The 20,252-nt window shown below is 69.9% G+C and carries 21 protein-coding genes; 18 read left to right on the top strand and 3 right to left on the bottom strand.

Translation table 11 applies throughout. The features are described 5' to 3' along the window. The first annotated feature begins 12 nt into the window (after positions 1-12). Entirely contained in the window at positions 13-366 is a 354-nt protein-coding gene (gene fdxA, locus A3IC_RS59505; protein WP_040878016.1) for a ferredoxin, read from the top strand. 425 nt (positions 367-791) lie between these two features. Continuing rightward, the gene (locus A3IC_RS0141055; RefSeq protein ID WP_020555881.1) at positions 792-1,445 is read left to right on the top strand and encodes a hypothetical protein; all 654 of its coding nucleotides are present in this window, start codon (positions 792-794) and stop codon (positions 1,443-1,445) included. 50 nt (positions 1,446-1,495) lie between these two features. On the opposite strand, the gene A3IC_RS0141050 is transcribed toward A3IC_RS0141055, so the two are convergent. Continuing rightward, positions 1,496-1,798 carry a hypothetical protein gene (locus A3IC_RS0141050; protein ID WP_158696311.1) on the bottom strand — a complete coding sequence of 101 codons (303 nt, stop codon included), beginning with the start codon at positions 1,796-1,798 and terminating at the stop codon, positions 1,496-1,498. 445 nt (positions 1,799-2,243) lie between these two features. Between A3IC_RS0141050 and A3IC_RS0141045 the strand changes: the two genes are divergently transcribed. Next, positions 2,244-2,543, top strand: coding sequence for a hypothetical protein (locus A3IC_RS0141045; RefSeq protein ID WP_158696310.1), 300 nt, complete (start codon positions 2,244-2,246; stop codon positions 2,541-2,543). A 194-nt stretch (positions 2,544-2,737) separates the two neighbouring features. Here A3IC_RS0141045 and A3IC_RS59500 read toward each other — a convergent pair whose 3' ends face one another. After that, complete coding sequence (locus A3IC_RS59500; protein WP_020555878.1) at positions 2,738-3,463, bottom strand: FadR/GntR family transcriptional regulator; 726 nt, start codon at positions 3,461-3,463, stop codon at positions 2,738-2,740. A 305-nt stretch (positions 3,464-3,768) separates the two neighbouring features. Here A3IC_RS59500 and A3IC_RS0141035 point away from each other — a divergent pair, with 305 nt between their 5' ends. The 13 genes from A3IC_RS0141035 to A3IC_RS0140975 all read left to right on the top strand — a co-directional run bounded on the left by A3IC_RS0141035 (position 3,769) and on the right by A3IC_RS0140975 (position 15,839). Beyond that, positions 3,769-4,755, top strand: a complete 987-nt coding sequence (locus A3IC_RS0141035) for a substrate-binding domain-containing protein (protein ID WP_079027013.1) — start codon at positions 3,769-3,771, stop codon at positions 4,753-4,755. 78 nt (positions 4,756-4,833) lie between these two features. Next, on the top strand, positions 4,834-6,363 hold the full coding sequence (locus tag A3IC_RS0141030) for a sugar ABC transporter ATP-binding protein (RefSeq protein WP_026219314.1): 1,530 nt from the start codon (positions 4,834-4,836) through the stop codon (positions 6,361-6,363). Then, positions 6,360-7,358 (top strand): ABC transporter permease, encoded by a 999-nt coding sequence (locus tag A3IC_RS0141025; protein ID WP_020555875.1) that lies wholly within the window; start codon positions 6,360-6,362, stop codon positions 7,356-7,358. The genes A3IC_RS0141030 and A3IC_RS0141025 overlap by 4 nt, the downstream gene beginning before the upstream one ends. Before the next feature lie 97 nt (positions 7,359-7,455). After that, positions 7,456-8,457, top strand: coding sequence for a mannonate dehydratase (locus A3IC_RS0141020; protein ID WP_020555874.1), 1,002 nt, complete (start codon positions 7,456-7,458; stop codon positions 8,455-8,457). Then, entirely contained in the window at positions 8,454-9,422 is a 969-nt protein-coding gene (locus A3IC_RS0141015) for an aldose epimerase family protein (RefSeq protein WP_020555873.1), read from the top strand. The genes A3IC_RS0141020 and A3IC_RS0141015 overlap by 4 nt, the downstream gene beginning before the upstream one ends. Beyond that, entirely contained in the window at positions 9,419-10,132 is a 714-nt protein-coding gene (locus tag A3IC_RS0141010; RefSeq protein WP_020555872.1) for an RraA family protein, read from the top strand. The genes A3IC_RS0141015 and A3IC_RS0141010 overlap by 4 nt, the downstream gene beginning before the upstream one ends. Positions 10,133-10,159: 27 nt before the next feature. Beyond that, complete coding sequence (locus A3IC_RS0141005) at positions 10,160-11,026, top strand: SDR family NAD(P)-dependent oxidoreductase (protein WP_020555871.1); 867 nt, start codon at positions 10,160-10,162, stop codon at positions 11,024-11,026. A gap of 104 nt (positions 11,027-11,130) precedes the next feature. Beyond that, a complete protein-coding gene (locus A3IC_RS0141000; RefSeq protein ID WP_020555870.1) occupies positions 11,131-11,358 on the top strand; it encodes a hypothetical protein in 228 nt (75 codons plus the stop codon). Positions 11,359-11,618: 260 nt separating this feature from the next. After that, positions 11,619-11,912 carry a beta/alpha barrel domain-containing protein gene (locus A3IC_RS69285; RefSeq protein ID WP_020555869.1) on the top strand — a complete coding sequence of 98 codons (294 nt, stop codon included), beginning with the start codon at positions 11,619-11,621 and terminating at the stop codon, positions 11,910-11,912. Then, the gene (locus tag A3IC_RS0140990) at positions 11,909-12,859 is read left to right on the top strand and encodes a sugar kinase (protein WP_020555868.1); all 951 of its coding nucleotides are present in this window, start codon (positions 11,909-11,911) and stop codon (positions 12,857-12,859) included. The genes A3IC_RS69285 and A3IC_RS0140990 overlap by 4 nt, the downstream gene beginning before the upstream one ends. 432 nt (positions 12,860-13,291) lie before the next feature. Further along, positions 13,292-13,705, top strand: a complete 414-nt coding sequence (locus A3IC_RS63350; RefSeq protein ID WP_245599804.1) for an ATP-binding protein — start codon at positions 13,292-13,294, stop codon at positions 13,703-13,705. A gap of 410 nt (positions 13,706-14,115) precedes the next feature. After that, complete coding sequence (locus tag A3IC_RS0140980) at positions 14,116-14,535, top strand: YciI family protein (protein ID WP_020555866.1); 420 nt, start codon at positions 14,116-14,118, stop codon at positions 14,533-14,535. Next, the gene (locus A3IC_RS0140975) at positions 14,508-15,839 is read left to right on the top strand and encodes an RNA polymerase sigma factor (protein ID WP_020555865.1); all 1,332 of its coding nucleotides are present in this window, start codon (positions 14,508-14,510) and stop codon (positions 15,837-15,839) included. The genes A3IC_RS0140980 and A3IC_RS0140975 overlap by 28 nt, the downstream gene beginning before the upstream one ends. Before the next feature lie 787 nt (positions 15,840-16,626). Here A3IC_RS0140975 and A3IC_RS59485 read toward each other — a convergent pair. After that, the gene (locus A3IC_RS59485; protein WP_020555864.1) at positions 16,627-17,553 is read right to left on the bottom strand and encodes a universal stress protein; all 927 of its coding nucleotides are present in this window, start codon (positions 17,551-17,553) and stop codon (positions 16,627-16,629) included. Positions 17,554-17,829: 276 nt separating this feature from the next. Here A3IC_RS59485 and A3IC_RS0140965 point away from each other — a divergent pair, with 276 nt between their 5' ends. Further along, on the top strand, positions 17,830-18,297 hold the full coding sequence (locus tag A3IC_RS0140965) for a pentapeptide repeat-containing protein (protein ID WP_079027011.1): 468 nt from the start codon (positions 17,830-17,832) through the stop codon (positions 18,295-18,297). Positions 18,298-19,348: 1,051 nt separating this feature from the next. Further along, positions 19,349-20,223 (top strand): IS5 family transposase gene (locus tag A3IC_RS65925; RefSeq protein ID WP_425387326.1). Its coding sequence is split into 2 segments (ribosomal slippage): positions 19,349-19,715 and positions 19,715-20,223, totalling 876 coding nucleotides; the frame shifts between segments, so codons are not numbered across the junction. Positions 20,224-20,252: the final 29 nt, after the last annotated feature.

Genomic DNA, 20,252 nt, shown 5'->3' with positions numbered 1-20,252 from the left:
GACGGCAATTCGATGACGTTTGTGATCGCTGCGCCCTGTGTGGACGTCAAGGACAAGGCATGCATCGAGGCGTGCCCCGTCGAGTGCATCTACGAGGGGGAGCGCATGCTCTACATCCACCCGGACGAGTGCATCGACTGCGGCGCCTGCGAGCCGGTGTGCCCCGTCGAAGCGATCTTCTTCGAGGACGACACCCCGCACGAATGGCGCGACTTCAACACCGTCAACGCCGAGATCTTCTCCGACCTCGGCGCCCCCGGCGGCAGCTCGAAGGTCGGTCCGATCGCACGGGACCATCCGATCGTGGCGCAACTGCCGTCCCGGGGCGCCGTCGCCTCATCCATGGCCATCCCGCCCAAGTCCTGACGAGCCAGGGGTCGTTCACATCGCGCCGTGGACGACGCCCCCGACGCGGACGACCCCCCCGACGAAGCCGACGCGTCGACGGCGTCGACCACCAGTTCCTCGAGAACGTCCGGCCGTCTCCGGCAACTCGTGACGTGGCGAGGCAAAAGAGGCGCCGCTCGACGCCGGTCCAGGTGTCCATCTCGTCCCATTCACGACGACCTCCAACCACGGAACGTGCTCTGGTCCGCGGGTGTCGGCCTCGAACCGGGCGTCGCCTCGGGCGTTTTGACCTCTCGGGCGCTAAGTGTCGGCGCCGAATTCCCAGTTCGGACCCGCCTGCTCAAGCTCCGGGAGCGGATCATCGCGCGGCCGGGGTGTGGATCGCGTGCGCCCGTCGCGGCGGATTGTGTCCTTGCCGGCGAACCCGGGCGTAGGGTCGAATGGTGACGAACACCCACGGAGCCGACGCGGGCGTCGACGTGCGGGCCGAGGCGGGCGAGGCGGCGGCGATCCACTTGGTGGCCGAACGGGCCGCCGCCAAGCGAGAGTACGACCTGGCGCGTTCCTGGTTGGCGCGGCTGGGGCCGCGTGAGGATCCCCGGGAGTTGGTGAGCGTCGCGTCGGATCTGTGGGCGTGGTGTGGCTGGGGAGGCTTCCGGCACAGGTTCGCCGATCCCTTCCACTTCGCGGACGACGAGCAGGGCTCCGCGGCGTTCACCGTCGTCTCACCGGACACCGAGGGGGCGACCGAGGCCCTGCGGCGCGCCGCCGCGGTGTTCGGGCGCGTGATCGGCGACGGGTGCGTCCTGTCCCGGGAGAACATCGAGGACGACGTCGACCCCGCCCACCCCCACGAGGAAGGCACGTGGCTGCACAGCCCCAACTACGTGTCCGATCCGGAGCCCACCCCCGCGGGGCCCCACGTGTGGGTCGACACCAAGAACTTCCTGCCCGCTCCCATGGGCGAGACCATGCTTCGCCTGCTCACCGACGAACTCGTCGCCTCCCGCATCCCCGCGCACATCATCTCCGGACACGGCGATCCCGAGGACCTGCCGAAGCGACCCACGAACCTGATACCGCTGTCACCCGATTGACCCCCGAGCCGGTGGCGCCGCACAGCCGGGTCGTTGGGCGTTCGGCGGTGTCAGGTTCCCGTGGCGTTCACCAGGTGCGAACTGCCCAGCCCGCCGTTGAGGACCGTGATCGGCGTGTCCGGCGCATCGGGGACGGACACCAGCACCGACGCGACGTACTCCAGCCGGATCGAGGCGAACGACTTTGTGCGGCCCAATAACGCCACCAGGTCCGGGCCCTCCGCATTCAGCTTCACCTCGGGATCGGCCACCGCGGTCTCGACGACCTTGTTCGGCACACACGGCACCAACGAACTGCCCGCCGTAGCACGGAAGACCGGCGCGATTCGATTCTCGCGCGCCGTCACGGTCACGGACCGCCTGATCCGCGCGTCCCGGTTCCCGATGATCTCCTGACGCAGCACCGTGGTGTGTGTTCTGGCGTCGGAACCGTCCTCGGCGGCCGTTCGTGTCATTCCTGACCCGCGTCCTTTCCGACGGCCACCCCGGCGGGTGAGGCCTGGCACGCCCGGTCGGCGGGTCCTGGCGCAGTTGAGCCGAACCGGCGCCGCAGGCGCGGCGGTTCCTGCGGCGCCTCTCGGTTTCCTGTCGAGTTTTCCTGTCAGGATTTCCTCACGACTTTCGGGTCGGGTTATCGATCGGGCGCCGGGTCTGTCGATGGGGCTCTGTGGTGTTGTCCGGCCACCCCGGTGATGGGCATGTGGCGATCGGCTGTGCAAAGGCCACAGGAGGGCGTCCAGGTCGCTTGTCGAGGGGTTCCTGGTGGTTGCCGGGGCGGGCTTGTGGCACGTGGCCGGGATGTCGCGGGACAATGGAACGGTCGCGCCGGGCCCCTCCGGTGCGTTCGGACTCGCCGGCCGGGACGTCGGCGGCCGGGGTCGGGACGGGAGCACCGACCGGTCGCCGGTCTTCCCCGCCCCGCACGTCGTCGAGGACGGCGCGGTGGTCGAGCGGATCGTCGGCGTCGGGCCCGACGCGGTATTCCCCCGGGCGGCCGGTTCCGGGTTTGGGCTCACTGCCGATGTCGTGGCTGATCCGGCTGAGGCGTGGCTCGCGTTCGTGGAGGGCGGCAGCGTGCGGGGCACGCTGCCGCCGTGACGGCGTGGTCGTCGCTGCCGGTCGGGGTGGTCCGTCGGGGCAGGGGCTCGGGATCGCTCGGATGCCTCGGCGGTTCCCGCGCATCGTCCGCGGCTACCGGCGTGACTCGCGCGGAAACGTTCTTCGGGACACGCGGTGGCAGGGTCCATGCCGGTTGTCGACGGCGGTCGTGCCGGGCCCTCGACCGGGTGTGCTCACGCCCCGGGGTGTTGCCGGCGCGGGCCTCGGAGGCGGACGAGTCCTTCGCGTGCCTGGCCCAGGTGCTCCCGCATCGCCCGTGCTGCGGCCTCCGGGTCGCGCCGCCGGATCCGGTCGAGGATCACGGCGTGGGCCTCGACGATGGGCCCGATGCCTTTGCCCGACTCGGTCCAGCCGCGCCATGCCTCGACGCGCAGTTGGTGCAGGTGGGGTGTGATGCCGTCGATGGTGAGCAGCAGCAGCCCGTTTCCTGCCGCCCGTGCCACCTCGCGGTGGAACGCCTGGTCGGCCTCGTGCAGTTCCTCGTCGCTGCGCGCCGCGCGGATTGCGTCCAGTTTCTGCTGGATGGCTTCGATGTCCGCGTCCGTGGCCTTCAGCGCGGCGAGCCTCGCGGCGCCGACCTCGGCCACCTCCCGGTAGGTCTGGATGTCTTCGAGCTGTGTTCCGGTGACGGCGAACCGCAGTCGGAGAAGCCGTTCCAGTTGGCGGGAGCCCGGCAGGGTGACGACGGTCTCCCGCCCCTGCCGTCGTTCGAGAAGCCCCTGCCCGGCGAGCTCGGCGATGGCCTCGCGTATCACCGGCCGGGAGACGGAGAGCTCGTCGGCCAGTTCGGCGGTCGCGGGAAGGGCGTCGCCCTCCGAGAGGCCACGCTCCTCGATCAGGTCGATGAGCGCGTCGACGGCCATGTCGGTCAGCGACTGCCGTTGGATCGGCTTCGGCATGTGGCACCCCTCCTTTCGCGCGGTGTTGCTGTCCTGTGCATCCGCCCATCTTATAGGTAGATATCTGCTCGGTGACACGGTGCTATGCGCTCGACACCGCCCCACCCCGCTCATGTGGCCGACCTGGATGCGCCTTCCGGGTGGGCGTGGGACCTCCGGCGTGGCTCGGGCGCAATTGCTCCTATGGGTGGGTTTCCTCGGACGCACGTTTCCGGACGCAAGCTCGTAACGACCTCTTGACGAGCCTGAAACGTATCCCTAGGGTCCACTTATATGACAAGCGGCTAACCGTACAGGAGACCGTGATGAGAAGAATGATCACACTTGCTCTTGCTTGTGTGGCGGCCGTGTCGGCAACTGCCACGGCATGCGGGCCGAGCGACAGCAAGGCCGACTCGGGTGCGAGCGGCAAGCACGCAACGATCGGGCTGGTGCTCCCGCAGGGTGACAAGTACTTCCAGGGCATCCAGAAGGGCGTCGAGGCCGCGGCGCACAAGGACGGCAACACGGTCATCGTGGTCAACACGAACAACGACGCCGGCCAGGAGGCGACTCAGGTCCAAAACCTCATCCAGCGTGGGGTGAGTGCCATCATCATGCAGCCGGCGACGTCGTCGGCCGGATCGATCGCGACCATGAAGTCGGTCACCGCCGCCAAGATCCCACTGATCTGTTTCGGCAACTGCACCGGCGACGCGGTGAGCACGAACATCGTCAAGGGCATCGTCCAGTCGAACAACACCGCCCTGGGCACCGGCAGCGGTCAGGAGGCCGCCAAGTACATCAAGGAGAAGCTGGGCGGCAAGGCCGTCGTCGGACTGCTCAACTGCGACTCCTTCGAGGTCTGCAAGCTGCGCAAGGCCGGATTCAAGGAGGCACTGACCGCGGCCGGGGTCGAGGTGACCTACGCGGCCGACCAGGAGGGCTACCTCGCCGACAAGGCGACCCCCACCGCCACCAACATGCTCTCGGCGAACAAGTCGATCAACCTGCTGTGGTCGGCGAACGAGGGCGGGACTTCGGGTGAGATCGCCGCAGTCAAGAACAGCGGCCGCATTGTCCCGGTCTTCGGAACCGACATCAGCGACCAGCTCGCCCAGGGCCTGCTGAACGGCGACAACGTCCTCCAGGCGACCACCGGTCAGGACGCCGACACGACCGCGGCGAAGGCGTACGAGCAGGCGGTACGGGCCGTCGCGGGCCAGCCGAACGACCCGTTCTCGGTGGGTGTCCCCGGCATCACGTACACGCGTGCCAACCCCGACGCCGTCCACGCCTACCTCGGAAAGTGAGTCCCGTGACCCGACGTGATCCCGTCGGCCCGGCCCGTGCGGCCGGGAACCGGCCCGATCCCGAGGAGGAGGAGTCCGATGCCTGACGCCGAAAACACGCGCCCCGTTCTCGAGGTGGCGCACCTGGCCAAGGCGTACGGCCCGGTGCGGGCGTTGAAGGACGTGGGTCTGCGGCTCGAGCGCGGCGAGGTCCGTGCCCTGCTCGGCAAGAACGGGGCCGGCAAGTCGACCCTGGTCAAGCTCATCTCGGGCGCGGAGCGGCCGGACACCGGCACGATCCGCGTCTCGGGGGAGGAGGTCCGGTGGAGCGGACCCGCGGCGGCGCAGGAGGGTGGCATCAGTGTGGTGCACCAGGAACTGTCGCTCGTCCCGGGACTGTCCGTGGCGGAGAACATCTGCCTGGGCAGATGGCCGCGGCGGGGCGCGGCACGCGCGCTCATCGACGCCAAGGCCGTCGAGCGAACGGCGCTGCGGGCCTTGCGACTGGTCGGCGAACAGATTCCGCTGTGGCGTGAGGCCGGCAGGCTCAGCCTCGCCGAGCAGCAACTGGTGGAGATTGCCAAGGGGGTCGTTCACGACCCGCGGGTGCTGATCCTGGACGAACCGACGAGTTCGCTGAACGCCCACGAGGCGGACGCGCTGCTCGCCCTGGTCCGGCGGCTCGCGGCCACGGGCGTGGCGATCGTCTACGTGTCGCACCGCATGCAGGAGATCCCGCGGGTGGCGGACTCGGTCACGGTGCTGCGGGACGGCGCCGAGGTCGCGACCCTGTCGATCGGGGAGGCATCGCCCTCTCGGGTGGCGGATCTCATCACCGGCGACGTCCGGTCGAATCGGGAACGGCGCCCGTCCGCCGCACGGCGTGCGACGTCGTCTCCGCCGCTGCTGAGCGTGCGGGACCTCACCAAGCCGCACCTGCTGAACGGCGTCTCGTTCGATATCCACGAGGGCGAGGTGCTCGGCATCGCCGGACTGCTCGGCTCGGGTCGCAGCGAGATCCTCGAGAGCATCTTCGGAGCCCGCCGCGACGTGCTGGGCGAGGTGAGCTTCAGGGGCCGGAAGATCACCGGGCGCAACCCCAGCCGCATGCTCTCGCTCGGTGTCGGAATGAGCTCCGAGGACCGCCGCAACGCGGGGATCGTTCCCATGCTCAGCGTCTTCGAGAACCTGCTGCTGTCCGCACGCGGTCGGATCCTGCCCAAGGTCTGGGTGCGCCCGGCGCGAGAGCGGCGGATGGTGGCGGAGCAGATCGAGACACTGGCCATCGCGACCTCCTCCCCGCAGAAACCCATCGTCAACCTGTCCGGCGGCAACCAGCAGAAGGTGGTCATCGGAAGGCTGCTCGCCTCGAACCTGAAGGTTCTCCTGCTCGACGAACCCACGCGAGGGGTGGACCTCCATGCCAAGCAGCAACTGTACGAATTGATCCGTGAGTTCGCCCGATCGGGAGTCGCGATCGTCTTCGTCTCCTCCGAACTCGAAGAACTCCCCGAAGTGTGCGATCGCGTCCTCGTGCTGCGCGGTGGCCGAATCGTCGACGAAGTACCAGGTGAGGACGCGGCGCCGGAGAAGCTGCTCGCCCTCGCCATGTCTGGAGAAAGCAAATGAGTTCTACCGCGACGACCAACCGTCCCGGCCCCGGCGCCCTTTCCTGGCACCGGGTCGGCGGCTGGGACAACCTCGGCCTCCTGCTGGCGGCCGTCGTGATGTTCGTCTGCTTCTCGCTGACGGCGCCGAACTTCCTCACGACCTCCAACCTGCTGAACGTCCTTCAGCAGACGGCCTTCTTCGGGATCATCGCCTACGCCATGACCCTGGTGATCGTGGCCGGCGAGATCGACATCTCGGTGGGATCCCAGGCCGCGCTCTCCTCCGCGCTCCTGGGCGTGCTGGTGGCCCACCACGGGTGGCCGATGTGGTTGGCATGCCTCGCGATCATGCTCCAGGCCGTGCTCGTGGGTGCGCTCGCGGGCTGGATACGGGCCCGCTGGCAGGTGCCGAGCTTCATCATCACCCTGGCGCTCTACATGGCCCTGCGCGGCCTGGCGATGATGATCACCGACACGTACGCCATCCCGATCGACTCGGGACGCTTCTTCTACTGGGGCGACGGCAAGATCTTCGGCCAGGTCCCGGTGGCCGCGCTCTACATGCTGTTCGCGTTCGCGGTGTTCGCCGTGCTCGCGCGGTTCAGCGTCTTCGGTCGGTCGGTGTACGCCGTCGGCGGCAACCCGAAGGCGGCCCACCTGTCCGGTATCAGGGTGCAGCGCATCCGCATCGCCGTGCTGGCGCTGACCGGCCTCGCCGCCGCCGTCACCGGGCTGCTCCAGTCGGCGCAGCTCTCGTCCGGAACTCCCACCATCGCGGTGGGACTCGAGTTCGATGCCATCGCCGCCGCGATCATCGGCGGGACCAGCCTCTCGGGAGGACGGGGCACCGTCGTCGGGACCTTCCTCGGCGTGATCTTCGTCGCGATGCTCGCGAACGGCATGGTCCTGCTCGGCGTGGACCCCTATGCGCAGAACGTGGTTCGCGGAGGCGTGGTGTTGCTCGCCGTGCTCATCAACGTCCTGCGATCCGAGCGCTCGGCGTTGAGGACATGACGCGGACGGGGCGTGCGAGTGCGTCGGGTTCCGGCGCCCCACAGGGACGACAGCGTGAATCGCAAGGCCCGCGTGCAGCGGAGATCGGAGAACCGTCGTGATCCACCTCAGTGAACTCTTGGACCCCCAACTCTCCAGTGACCTCTGGAAGCTGGTCAAGCAGTGCGGCGTCGACGACGTCGTGGCACTTCTCGAAGGCGGCGAACAGCAGCGGAATTGGCCGGCACAGCCCGCGTCCCGCGGCCCCGAGCCGTGGAGCCGGGCCGGCCTGGAGAAGGTGATCGCACGCTTCGCCGAACACGGACTGCGCGTGATCGCCTTCGAGGACACGCCGCCGATGGACGCCGTACGCCTGGGCCTTCCCGAAGGCGAGGAGCAACTGCACCGGATCCACGAGCAGATCCGCGCCATGGGCGAACTCGGCGTGGGCGTGCTCTGTTACAACTGGATGGCGCTCAGCGGCTGGGCGCGCACCGACACGGCGATCCCCGACCGGGGAGGGGCACTCGTCACCGGCTTTCGGCTCGCCGACGCCGACCGCGAGCCGCCGATCGTCGCGCCCGGCGAGGTCACCGCGGAGCAGTTGTGGAACGGCCTGCACACGTTCCTGGACGCGACCCTTCCCGTGGCGGAGGAGGCGGGCGTCAAGCTCTCGCTGCACCCCGACGACCCGCCGTTGCCGGCCGTTCGGGGGATTCCGCGCATCGTCTCGTCACTGGACAGCTACCGCAGGATCCTGGCCGCGCACCCGTCCCCGTCGAACCGCATCACGTTCTGCCAAGGCAATTTCCGGCTGATGACGTCCGACCTGCCGGCCACCGTCAGGGAGTTCCTCCCGCACATCGCGTTCGTCCATCTGCGTGACGTCCAGGGCACCGCCGAGGACTTCACCGAGACGTTCCACGACATCGGGCCGACCGACCTGGCCGAATGCATGCGGATCTACCAGGAAGGGGGATTCGACGGACCGATGCGGCCGGACCACGTTCCGACGATGCACGGCGAGTCCAACGAGCGGCCCGGATATGCCACGCTCGGACGGCTGTTCGCCCTCGGTTACATCCGAGGCCTACAGCACGGAGCCGGCGGCAAGCCGTGACCGTCTCGGGGACGACCGGCGGGCGGCTGGTGGTCGAGGACGGTCTGCTCCGGGTCGAGGTCGACCCGGCCGTGGGAGCGACGATCACCTCGATCCGTCATCGGAGCGCCGGAGCCGAACTCCTGTGGCGCAACCCCCGGCACGGTGTCGGCGCGAGTCGGCACGAAGACGGCGGCGTCGACCGGTGGCTCCGGGCGACCGAAGGCGGTTGGCAGCTGGTGCTGCCGAACGGCGGGACGGAGTGCACCCACCAGGGCGTCCGTCACGGCTTCCACGGTGAAGCCGGTCTGGCACCGTGGAGTTGGCGGGTCCGGAACGGCGGGCTCGAACTCTCCGTGGACCTGTGCGACCTGCCGCTGTCGGTGGTCCGCTCCGTGGACCTGCCGGGCCCCGGTGTGCTCCGGGTGAGCACCTCGGTGCGCAACGACGGCGACCGCCCCGTCGAACTCATGTGGGGCGAGCACATCGGCTTCGGTTCCGATCTGCTCGACGACCCCGCGCTGCGGCTCGACTGCCCGGCCGCCGAGGTCACCGCCGACGACGAGTACCGTGCGCCGTCCAATCCACTGACGCCGGGCGCCCGTTCCAGGTGGCCGTACGCGGCCGGCCCCGACGGTCCGGTCGACCTGCGTCGGCCCCTCGAAGGATCAGGGGCGCTCGCATACCTGTCGGCCGTCGGCCAACCCATCACGCTGACCGCCCCCCACATCGGGCTGTCGGTCGCGGTGCGGTGGTCGACCACCTTCCCCTTCGTGTGGTTCTGGACCGAACTCGGCGGCGGACAAGGGCCACCGTGGTTCGGCCGGGCGCGCGCGATCGGTATCGAGCCGTTCGTGTCCTGGCCCAGCCAGGGACTGGCCCGGGTCGCGGAGAAGACGGGCACACAACTGCGGATCTCCCCCGACCAGTCGGTGTCGGGCTGGGCGGAGATCGCCATCACCGAAACTGCGAGGACCCCTTCATGAAGCTGCTCGGGACGAGCGACAACGACGGACACCGAGCCGGCACGGCGCCGACCGGAACCGAGGAAGACGAGCTGCTGGAGGCCGTCCGAACCGGGCTCTCCACGCCGGTCGTCGGCGACATCCTGGACCAGATGGGCCACTGCCACCAGTTCCTGCCCCCGGAGATCCACGGCATCTCCCCCGGCATGGTGGTGGTCGGCCGGGCGATGCCGGTCCTCATCGCCGACTGCTTCGGACCCCAGAACAAACCGTTCGGGCTGCTCACCGAGGCGCTGGACGACCTGTGCCCGGGCGAGGTCTACGTGGCCCGCGGGTCGCGGCTGCCGTGCTCGGCCTGGGGGGAGATCCTCACCGCGACGGCGCGGAACCGGGGCAGCGTCGGAGCGGTGATCGACGGCTTCCACCGCGACACACCCAAGGTCCTGAGCCAGGACTGGCCGGTGTTCAGCCGCGGGGCCTACGCCCAGGACGCCGCCGTCCGAACACAGGTCGTCGACTATCGCGTGCCCGTCGAGATCGGCGGTGTGACGGTACGTCCCGGTGATCTCGTGTTCGGCGACATCGACGGCATCGTCGTCGTCCCGCGCGAGATCGAAGCCGAAACCGTGGAGCGGGCACTCCACAAGGCCTCGACGGAGAACCTGGTCCGCCGCGCGATCGAGGACGGCATGAGTGCCACCGCCGCCTTCGCCGAGTACGGCGTTCTGTGACAGACAACGGTCAACGGAGTGTGGGAGATGACGATGCCTGAATTCGCGGATCGGCCCGGCCCATCCGGATCCGACACGCCGCCGGTCCGCCGCCTGGAGGGCAAGGTCGCCCTCGTCTACGGCGGAACACGGGGAATCGGCGAGGCCACGGTCCGGAGCCTGTGCCGTGACGGCGCCAAGGTGGCATTCGCCGGTTTGGAGGGAGAGGAGGCACGATCTTTCGAACTGGCACTGCGCGAGCAAGGCTTCGAAGCGTGGGGCGCGGCGGTGGACGTGCGGAGCTCCCGAGAGGTCGGCGACTTCACCGCCCAGGCGACGAAGCGGTTCGGCACCCCCGGGATCATGGTCTACTCCGCGGGTATCCAGCGCTACGGCACGGCACTGACGACCAGCGAACACGTCTGGGACGAGGTGATGGAGGTCAACCTCAAGGGCGCCTTCCTCGCCGCGCAGTCCGTCATCGGACACATGCTGGAGGGCGGCTCCGGGTCGATCGTGCTGGTGTCCTCGGTCCAGGCGAACGCGACCCAGAAGAACGTGGCCGCCTACACCGCCGGCAAGGCGGGGATGCTCGGCCTCATGCGCAGCCTCGCCGTCGACTACGCACGGGACGGGATCAGGACGAATGCCGTCCTTCCCGCGTCCGTGGACACCCCGATGCTCCGCGCGTCCGCCGCTCAGGTTGCCGGCACCCCGGACCAGGCCGACCGGGTGGTGCGCGAGTGGGGCGAGATGCACCCACCGGGGAGAGTCGCCCAGCCGCGCGAGGTCGCCGAGGTCATCGCCTTCCTCGCCGGCGACCAGGCCGGCTACGTGAACGGCATCGAACTGCGCGTCGACGGCGGACTCCTCGCCGGACTGCCCCTCGTCGCCCCGACCAGGGCCGACACGTGATCCCCTGACGATCGGCCGTCACATCGAAGGCTCGGTACCGCTCGGGAGTTCCCGAAGCGTCACCCGCCGATCGGATCGCGTGAGGGCTGTTGCCACACGAGTGGATGGATGCCTGGGCCGACGAGCCGGCCGCCGGCGCGGGCGTGCGACGGCTCATGCCGATGCACTACGACATGTTCGCCCAGAACGTCGACCCCCACGCGCTGGACGGATTCCGGACGGCCCTGACGAGCAGGCCCGCCTTGGAGATGATCCGGCCCGGGATCGGCGAAGCAGCCGTGATCGAGAGCGGCCGGCCGGCCGGAGTCGGAGCACGGTCCACGACCAGCTGAAGCACCCCGGACCTCTGCCCGCGACTGCCTGGCAGAGGGACGGCCGTGGGGAGTCGCCTTCGCGACGGCCGCCGGACGGCCACCCGTGGTCGTGGAAGTCGCCTACGGCAACCCGCCGGTCCGCCGCGCGCAGGGCGCGCAAAGCCGCCTCGAATGCGGAGCCCCGACCCCGGACGGCGCAGCGCGCGGCAGCCGGAACCGCCGGCCGGACCTCGGTTTTCCCATCAAACCGCATGGCACCGACTCACCAGGAGCACGTGATGACCTCATACCCAGGCGCAGACCGCGCTCTGCGGGCGATACGCCGCTCGGCCGTCCTGCCCGTCCTCCGTGAACCGGACCAGGCCCGGCTGCTCGCACATGCCGACCGGTTGCTCGCGTCGCTCTTCGACGTCGTCGAACCGACCACCACCACCCCGGGTTGGCAAACATGCCTCGCCCGGCTTCGCGCCCAGTACCCCGACGCCGTCCTCGGCGTGGGCACGGTGCTGGACGCGGACCATCCGGAGGGTGCGGACCTGCCGGCGGCGTTGCGCAGGAGGTCGCAGTCATGACAACGCTGGCCGTCGTCGGCGAGTGCATGCTCGAATACCTGGCCGCCCAACCGGAGCGCCCACCCGCCGCATCCGGCGACACCTACAACACGGCGGTGTACGCGGCCCGTACCTCGTGCCGGGACCACCTCGACATCAGCTATGTGACCGCGCTCGGCGACGACGCCGGCAGCGACACCATCCTGCGGGCCATGCGCGCGGAGGGCATCGACACCGAGCAGATCGTCCGCCTGCCCGGCCGAAGCGCCGGAACCTACCGGGTCCACACCGACGCGGCCGGGGAACGGAGCTTCACTTACCAGCGAGCCCACTCGGCAGCCACAGAACTGTTCGGCTCCCACTTCCCGGACCGGATCGACGAGTGGCTCACCACCTCCGACGTGATCTACCTCAGCGGTATCACGCTCCAGATCATGACCACCGCCGCACGATCACGACTCGTCGCATGCCTCGCCCGAGCGCGCGGACACGGAGCCACCATCGTCTTCGACAGCAACTACCGTGCGGTGGCCTGGGCTTCTCCCGACGCCGCGCGCTCGGCGCTGGAGGAGGTCACCCGCATCACCGACATCGCCCTGCCCTCGTTCACGGACGAGGCCGCACTGTTCGGCGATCCGGACCCGGCCTCGTGCGCGGACCGACTGGAGGCCGCCGGAGTCACGGAGATCGTGGTCAAGGACGGCGGCCGACCCGCCTACGTCCGCGCCGGCGGGGAAAGCAGCCTCATCCCGCCACGGCACACGCCGACCATCGTCGACACAACCGCCGCGGGCGACTCCTTCAACGCCGCCTACCTCACGGCGCGGCTCACCGGCCACAGTCCGTGGGACGCGGTGCCGGCAGGACACGCCCTGGCCTCGCTGGTCGTCCAGCACCACGGCGCCGTCATCCCCTACGATCTCCTGCCCGCGCGGGAGACCTCCCCGCCGCTCCACGCGAAACCGTAGGCGGGGCGCTCATTGTTGCCGATGGCTCTGGCGGCGCGCTCCGAGCGTGCAGACGGCGCGGAGATCGTCAAAGCCGCCCGCACGTCCGACGGCTGATCGGCAGGCGCCCCCAACCGCGGCCGGATGCAACGTTCAATAATCGATTATCTATTTCATGGCAGTGAGCGGTTGCCGCTCCGCCCGGACGCCTCAAGAAGGGTTGGAATCGACCATGACCACAGTCATCGACCCTCTGCACGACACGACTCCGCCCTCGGGCGCCGCGGCCGCAGGCGCGCCCACGCGATCGGTACCTCATCGGAGCTCGGAGCCCAACGCCACGGGACGGTTGCCATGACCCGGCAGGTCTCATCCACGCACCGTCAAGCGATCTCGGAGCATCAGATGATCGCCACGGTCGACTCGTGTACCGAAGCCCGACCGGGTGCCCCCGTGGGGACGGTGAGGACCGCCGCGTGCCTCATGCCCGCCGTCTGCGAGTCCGTGTCGACGATGCGGCACTTCACCGTCGGCGTGGCACGGCAATGGGGGATGCCCGACGAGGTGGACGAGGCAGTCGGTCTCATCGTGACCGAGCTCGTGGCCAATGCCGTGCGCCACAGCGGCAGTCGCGACGTGGCCGTGGTCGTCACCGTGTACGAATCGGAACTCACGGCGAGCGTCAGTGATTCCGGACAGTGGTGCTCCAGGCCCGATCCACCCGATCCACCGCGCGAGAGCGCGACCTCCGGACGCGGACTCCTGCTCGTCGACGCGTACGCGGACAGCGTGACATTCGACCGCAGCCCCCATGGCACACGTGTCACGGCGCGCGTGGCGCTGCCCTCCCACGGCAGCGGGACCTGAGGCCGCTCGGGCGCACCGGTTCTTCGTCGCTGTATTCGAGCCGGCCGGGCATCGTGGGGTCGCCGGGTAGCCGTGAGCGAGGGGTTCGGCCTCACGCCCCGGTCGGCCCGCGCGCCTACGTCTCGCATGCCATCGAATACCAGCACACCGGTGCCGCGTTCGCGATCCTCCTGGTCCTGGACAAGGCCGTGGGAGCCGAACGGGCCGGGCCGGCGCGTGAGCCCGACACCGCGCCGGGAACCGGCCTCGGGTCGACGCACGGCGAGCGAGCCTGCGGGCGGTCGTGTCCGGGTCCCCGACGGGTGAGCGCTTCGAGGTTTCCCGACGCGAACCGTGTCGATCCGTGGTCACACCGTTCGACCTGAGGGTGAGAAGGTCGAGAGGCGACCCCGTGGGCAAGGAGATCGAAGATGGCGAAGTACATGTTGATCCTGCGAGGCACCGACGAGTCCGTTGCGAAGATGATGGAGACGCCCTTCGAGCAGATGCTCGAAACCGTCGGCCGCTTCAACGAGGAGATGATCCGCGCCGGCGTGCTCGTGGCGGCCGAGGGCCTGGACGACCCGACCCAGGGCGTGGTCGTCGACTTCAGTGGCGAGACGCCGGTGGTCACCGATGGTCCGTACGGCGAGACGAAGGAACTGTTCGGCGGCTTCTACGTGATCGACGTCGCCACGAAGGAGGAGGCCGTCGAATGGGCCATGCGACTGCCCGCGATCACGGGCAGCAAGTGCGAGATCCGCCGTGTGCCGAACATCGACGAATTCCCGCAGAACAACGAGTGGATCATCAAGGAGCGGTCGTGGCGCGAGCGGACCGGCCAGCTCTGACACACAAGGCAACCGGTGGCCCGCCGAGCGCCGAGTCGGCGCGGCGGGCCACCGAGGCCGTCTGGCGGATCGAGTCCGCGCGGATCGTCAGCGCGCTGGCCCGTTACACCGCCGACTTCGCACTCGCTGAGGACATCGCACAGGAGGCGCTGGCGGAGGCACTCGTCAGCTGGTCGCGCGACGGCACGCCGGCGAACCCGGTGGGCTGGCTCCTGGCGACCGCACGGCGGCGGGCGATCGACAGCTTTCGCCGCCGTTCCGCCCTCGACGAGCGATACGGCATGCTCGCCGGGCAACTCACCGAAGGGCAGGCGACCTCGGGCGCGCCCGCCCCTCGGGACGAACCGGACGACCTGCCGTGGGACCCCGACCGGGTCGACGACGACATCCTCGCGCTCATGTTCGTGGCCTGCCATCCGGTGCTGTCGCCCGAGGCACGCGTGGCCCTGACGCTGCGCGCGGTCGGCGGCCTGTCGAGCGAGGAAATCGCCCGGGCGTTCCTCGTGCCCCAACCCACTGTCCAAGCACGGATCACCCGGGCGAAGAAAACGATCGCCGCGGCGGGAGTCCCGTTCGAACTGCCACCATCCGAAGAAAGGCGCGAACGACTCGGCGACGTCCTGAGCGTGTTGTACGTGATCTTCACCGAGGGCTCGACGGCGACGGCGGGCGACCGCCTGCTGCGCCCCGATCTCGCCTACGAGGCGATCCGACTGGCCCGGATGCTGGCAACGTTGCAGCCCGACACACCGGAAGTGTTCGGGCTGCTCGCCCTGTTCGAGCTCACGGCCGCGCGCTTTCCCGCACGCACCGACGCCGATGGTGATCCGGTGCTCCTGGAGGACCAGGACCGACGCCTGTGGGACGGATCGGCGATCCGTCGCGGTCGGGCCGCGCTCGCCCGTTCCGCGGCGGTCGGGCGCGGCCTCGGACCGTACGGCCTGCAGGCGGCGATCGCCGCCTGCCACGCGTCCGCATCCTCGGTGTCGGAGACCGACTGGGAACGCGTTGTACTCCTGTACGAGGCCCTCGGTCGCGTGGCTCCGTCACCCGTCGTCGAACTCAACCGCGCCGTCGCGGTCGCGATGGCACACGGACCCCGGCAGGCGCTGTCCATCGTCGACGAGATGCTCGCCTCTGGACGCCTGTCGGGATCGCACCTGCTGCCGAGCGTGCGCGGCGAACTCCTCGTCCGGCTCGGCCGCACCGCGGAGGCACGGGCCGAGTTGGAGTTGGCCGCGCGACGGTGTGGCAACGCCCGTGAGCGGTCGGTGCTGTTGCGCAAGGCGGCCGCGCTGTCGTGACCTGGACAGCGGGACCGGTACGCCGCGTGTGGGATTCTCGAAGCCGGGCCGGGGGCGGGCCCATTCCTCGGCGAGTTCGGGGTGGCGCCACTGCTCGGTGGCGATCACCCGGCGCAGCGCCACCATCTCCTGGTCCAGGACCAGTTCGGTCCAGCCCCGGGCCGCGCCGGGTAGGACCCGTTCCAGGTCGCCGCGTCACCGACCGCTGCGCCGTCGCCTCCTTCGGGCTCGATGCCGAGCGTCGAGCTGCCGGAGCTGTCCGGGCTTGAGGTCGGCACGTATGGCCGCCCGCCGTAGGTGCCGCTGCGCCCGGGCTCCGCACCAACCTCGACCTTGTCGACGGTGACCCTACAGCGGACGCCCTGGACTGTTGGGCGAGCATCGCGGACCCGACGGGCCGGCCCGACTGCGATGGGGACGCCGGCGGAGTCGGGCCGCCACGGGCAGGCGTTCGGCGCGTCAGCCGGAGAAGACCTGGGTGTTCCGCGCGGTCGTGCTCCGCCGGCGGCCGTTGTCCTTGGCGAGGACGTACATCGGGCGGCCAACACCTCGATACCGCCCGTGTCCACCTGCGGGTACGAGAGTTCGCGCACGTCGGCGACCGCTCCCGCGCGCCGCGGCAGCCGGCCGAGGCTTTCGCGCGCCGCGTCCCCGCTCACGGTCCGGTCGAGGGCGAGCGCGTCGGCGAAGGGGGCACCGAGCTCCGGGCGGGCGTCCTCCAGGGGCCACGACCGCGGCTCGCCGTCGACCCCGACCGACGCTCCGGCCGCCGCCGCGAGGATGCCGGTCAGTCGCGCTCGGTGGCGTCTTCGTGGTCCGGTGTCACGATCACGGGACAACGCGCGTGGTGCAGGACGCCGTGGCTGGCCGAACCGAGCAGCATGCCGCGGAATCCGCCGAGGCCACGGCTCCCGACCACCAGGCACAGCGCGTGCGCGGAGGCTTCGGTCAGGGCGGGGACCGGGTGGCCGAAGAGAACTTCGTGCTTCGTCGGCACGTCGGGGAATCGTTCCTGCCATCCCGCGAGTGTCTCGGCCAGGCGGATCCGGCCCTCCTTCGTCTGTTGGGCCCGCACGTCGGACGCGACGGCCGGCAGTCGATCGAAGCGGCGCACGTGGACGGCCGACAGCGTCGCACCACGCAGTGACGCCTCTTCATAGGCGAACGCCACCGCCGGCACCGAGGCCCGGGACCCGTCCACGCCCACCACGACCGTCGCGGGTGTGGCGGAGGTGTGCTCCGGTTCTCGAACGACGACCACGGGGCAACGAGCGTGGGCGACGATCGGCACCGCGATGGTACGAGTGGTCATCACCTCCCGCGCCGACGACAGATGTCGCGAGCCGACGACGATGAGCGCGGCGTTTGGCCGACTGCGGCTCAGCGCCGCGGTCGGCGACCCGTTCACGAGGACCCGATCGAGGGGGACGCGGGGGTGTCGTGCCGCCGCCAGGGCCTCGGCCTCGTCGAGGATTCGCCGGCCGGCCGATCGCCGGACTTCGTCGGACGTCTGTCGCGTCTCGAGCGCGGAGGGCCGCGTCTCGAGCGCGAAGGGCTCGGCCGCCGTTTCCGCCTGCCCGTTCCACGCGTGCACCAGACACAGCGGCAGTCCTCGTCGGTCGGCCTCGTCGATCGCCCACACCAGCGCGAGTCGCGCCGCAGGGGTTCCGTCGACACCCACCACGACGGGTGGCCGTCCTTCGTCGCCGGTCATGACGATCCTCCATCCGCGCGAGTGAGGGATGCTCCGCTGCCGAGCCCTTGAAGCGACATGTGCTCGCGTCGCCCTTTCAGGGAACCCGTCCGACCGTCGTACGGGTGCGACGACACGTCGACGGGACCGGTTTCCATACGAACGACATGCGCGGCCGTCCGGATGCCGACGCGTGTGACGTGACCGCGACGTTCGTACTCCACCGCGGCTCCCTCCCACCGAACCGGGTCGCCGGGCTCGGACGTCGACCACCGCGGCACGACGTTCGACGACGTCCTGACCCGGGGACTCATCGATGCTCTACGCGAGCCCACGGGAGAACCCCGTTTCGGTGCCGCCTCGTTCGAGGGCGCCGTGTTCGAGGCTGTCGCCTGGTTCAACGACGCCCGCTTCACCGCAGACGCCCGGTTCGACGGTGCCACATTCGCGCGCGATGCCCGGTTCCACAACGCCGCGTTCACGGGAGACGCCTGCTTCGACAAGGCGACGTTCACCGAGCACACCGACTTCCTCGGCGCGTCCTTCACCGGAGACGCGCGCTTTCACATGACGACTTTCGCCGGACACATCCGCTTCGACGGCGCCACGTTCGCGGCCAAGGCACTGTTCGAGACCGCCGGCCTTGACGACGCCCTGCCGATCGCGGACACCGTGTACGCCGCCCACCGCGACCTGCGCCCCGAGCTGGTGGAGGACGACCGCGCCCGCGAGATCACCGCCCTCAACGGCCTCTTCGGCCCCTGAACCCACCCTGAACCCACCAGCCGCCGCCACCGATCCGTTCCGGCCGGACCGTGAGTATCCGGTGGGGAAATGCAGAGAGCCTCATGACCGGCGGGGGATTCGCGGCGGCACGACCGCCGCTGTTCCCCGGAGCCGGAGGATGCCATCGCCAACGAGCGTTTCGCGACACACTCACCGACCTCCTGCCCGCCCAACACGGCCGGTTGCCCACCGTCGGTCCCTCCGCGTGACCCGCCGCGTCGCAGACCGCGGCAACGGCCGTCCACGTCGCTCCGGAACTCCCCGACCAGCGCCCGGATCCGCTCCGGCGCCGCGTCGTGGTTCGTGAGGACGTCCGCAGGTTGTCCACACCCGCCCTGCGTGCGGGAGCGTCCTGGATCGAGTCGGCGATCGGCAAAGCCCCGTCGTACCCTGCCTACACCCACCGCGCGCAGAGCACGCCCCGGGCCGACACACACCGACACGAGCCCGAGAAGCACTCACCCGGCGAGCCCACTCCACACCCCGACCCGGCCGAGCCCGACCCGGCCGAGCCCGAGGTGGGCGACATCCCCGCCGAACAGGCCATGCTCGGCGCGATGATGCTCCACCCCACCTCATCGACGACACCTGGGCGGCGAAGTACTTCGACGCCGCCGTCGAACAGCTCCAGGCGGAATTCTCCCGCCAGCCGTGGCGGCCCGCGCTGCTGGACTTCTACGAGGGCGTCGGTCGCCTGCTGGACGCCCTCGGTGTTCCGGAAAAGGCGCGCTTCGACGCGGCCGGCACGCTTGTGAACTACGTCCTCGGCGTCGCCGCGCAGAACGCCGCGAACGCACGGCTCCGCGCGGGCGGCGACACGGACTGAGAGACCTTCCTGGAGAACGCCGCCACACAATGGGCGCAGATCGACCCGGGCCGGTACCCGTTCGTGCATGCGGCGGCGACTCAGTTGGGCGAGCATGACGATCGCGAGCAGTTCCTCGTCGGGGTGGACATCTTCCTCGCCGGCATCTCAACCCTGAGCTAGGGCCTGTTTCAGAAGTTGATCTTGATCTGCCATGATCATCGTGTGGGACGGGGAGATCTGACGGATGGTCAATGGGCGCGCCTGGAACCGCTGTTGCCGGTCGGCGTCAAGTCCGGACGACCACCGATATGGACGAAACGGCAGCTGATCGACGGGATCCGGTGGCGGACGCGGGCCGGGGTGCCCTGGCGTGACGTGCCGGAGCGGTACGGGCCGTGGCAGACGGTCTACGGCCTGTTCCGTCGGTGGCAGCGCGACGGCACCTGGAAACGCATCCTGGAGCGACTCCAGGCCGACGCCGACGCGCGAGGCCTGATCACCTGGGACGTCAACATCGACTCCACGATCTGCCGCGCGCACCAACACGCCGCCGGAGCCCGTAAAAAGGGGCACTCCAGAGGGAGCCGCCCGGTGGTGTCGCCGTCGAGCCCGACGACCACGCGCTCGGGCGCTCGCGCGGCGGGCTGACGACGAAGATCCACCTGGCCTGCGAACAGGGCCAGAAACCCTTGTCGGTGCTGGTCACGGCCGGACAGCGGGGCGACTCGCCGCAGTTCGCGGCGGTCCTGGACGGGATCCGGGTGCCCCGGATCGGGCCGGGCCGCCCGCGCACCCGGCCCGACCGGGTGCGCGGCGACAAGGCCTACAGCTCCCGAGCCAACCGCGCGCTCCTGCGAAGGCGCCGCATCGCCTGCACCATCCCGGAGAAGGTCGACCAGGCCCGCAACCGCCGCAAACGCGGCCACAAGGGCGGCCGGCCGCCCGCGTTCGACCGCGAGGACTACAAGGCCCGCCACGCGGTCGAATGCGGCATCAACCGCCTCAAGCGAAACCGTGCCGTCGCAACCAGGTACGACAAACTCGCCGTCCGATTCGAAGCCACCATCACCATCGCAGCCATCGGCGAATGGCTGTAACCAAGATCCACTTCTGAAACAGGCCCTAG

The sequence above is a fragment of the Embleya scabrispora DSM 41855 genome, from assembly GCF_000372745.1.
Lineage (GTDB): Bacteria > Actinomycetota > Actinomycetes > Streptomycetales > Streptomycetaceae > Embleya > Embleya scabrispora.
Note: the sequence above shows the minus strand (reverse complement) of the source record. Positions and strands in the feature narration are given on the sequence as shown.

What these genes read in the sequence shown, in the direction of transcription:
- A3IC_RS59500 (WP_020555878.1), bottom strand. Translation starts at nt 3,463, where the DNA reads ATGCCGAAGCCGATCCAACGGCAGTCGCTGACCGACATGGCCGTCGAC.
- A3IC_RS0141010 (WP_020555872.1), top strand. Translation starts at nt 9,419, where the DNA reads ATGAAGCTGCTCGGGACGAGCGACAACGACGGACACCGAGCCGGCACG.
- A3IC_RS0141030 (WP_026219314.1), top strand. Translation starts at nt 4,834, where the DNA reads ATGCCTGACGCCGAAAACACGCGCCCCGTTCTCGAGGTGGCGCACCTG.
- A3IC_RS0141005 (WP_020555871.1), top strand. Translation starts at nt 10,160, where the DNA reads ATGACGATGCCTGAATTCGCGGATCGGCCCGGCCCATCCGGATCCGAC.
- A3IC_RS0141000 (WP_020555870.1), top strand. Translation starts at nt 11,131, where the DNA reads ATGGATGCCTGGGCCGACGAGCCGGCCGCCGGCGCGGGCGTGCGACGG.
- A3IC_RS0140980 (WP_020555866.1), top strand. Translation starts at nt 14,116, where the DNA reads ATGGCGAAGTACATGTTGATCCTGCGAGGCACCGACGAGTCCGTTGCG.
- A3IC_RS0140990 (WP_020555868.1), top strand. Translation starts at nt 11,909, where the DNA reads ATGACAACGCTGGCCGTCGTCGGCGAGTGCATGCTCGAATACCTGGCC.
- fdxA (WP_040878016.1), top strand. Translation starts at nt 13, where the DNA reads ATGACGTTTGTGATCGCTGCGCCCTGTGTGGACGTCAAGGACAAGGCA.
- A3IC_RS59485 (WP_020555864.1), bottom strand. Translation starts at nt 17,553, where the DNA reads ATGACCGGCGACGAAGGACGGCCACCCGTCGTGGTGGGTGTCGACGGA.
- A3IC_RS0141035 (WP_079027013.1), top strand. Translation starts at nt 3,769, where the DNA reads ATGAGAAGAATGATCACACTTGCTCTTGCTTGTGTGGCGGCCGTGTCG.
- A3IC_RS0141025 (WP_020555875.1), top strand. Translation starts at nt 6,360, where the DNA reads ATGAGTTCTACCGCGACGACCAACCGTCCCGGCCCCGGCGCCCTTTCC.
- A3IC_RS69285 (WP_020555869.1), top strand. Translation starts at nt 11,619, where the DNA reads ATGACCTCATACCCAGGCGCAGACCGCGCTCTGCGGGCGATACGCCGC.
- A3IC_RS0141045 (WP_158696310.1), top strand. Translation starts at nt 2,244, where the DNA reads ATGTCGCGGGACAATGGAACGGTCGCGCCGGGCCCCTCCGGTGCGTTC.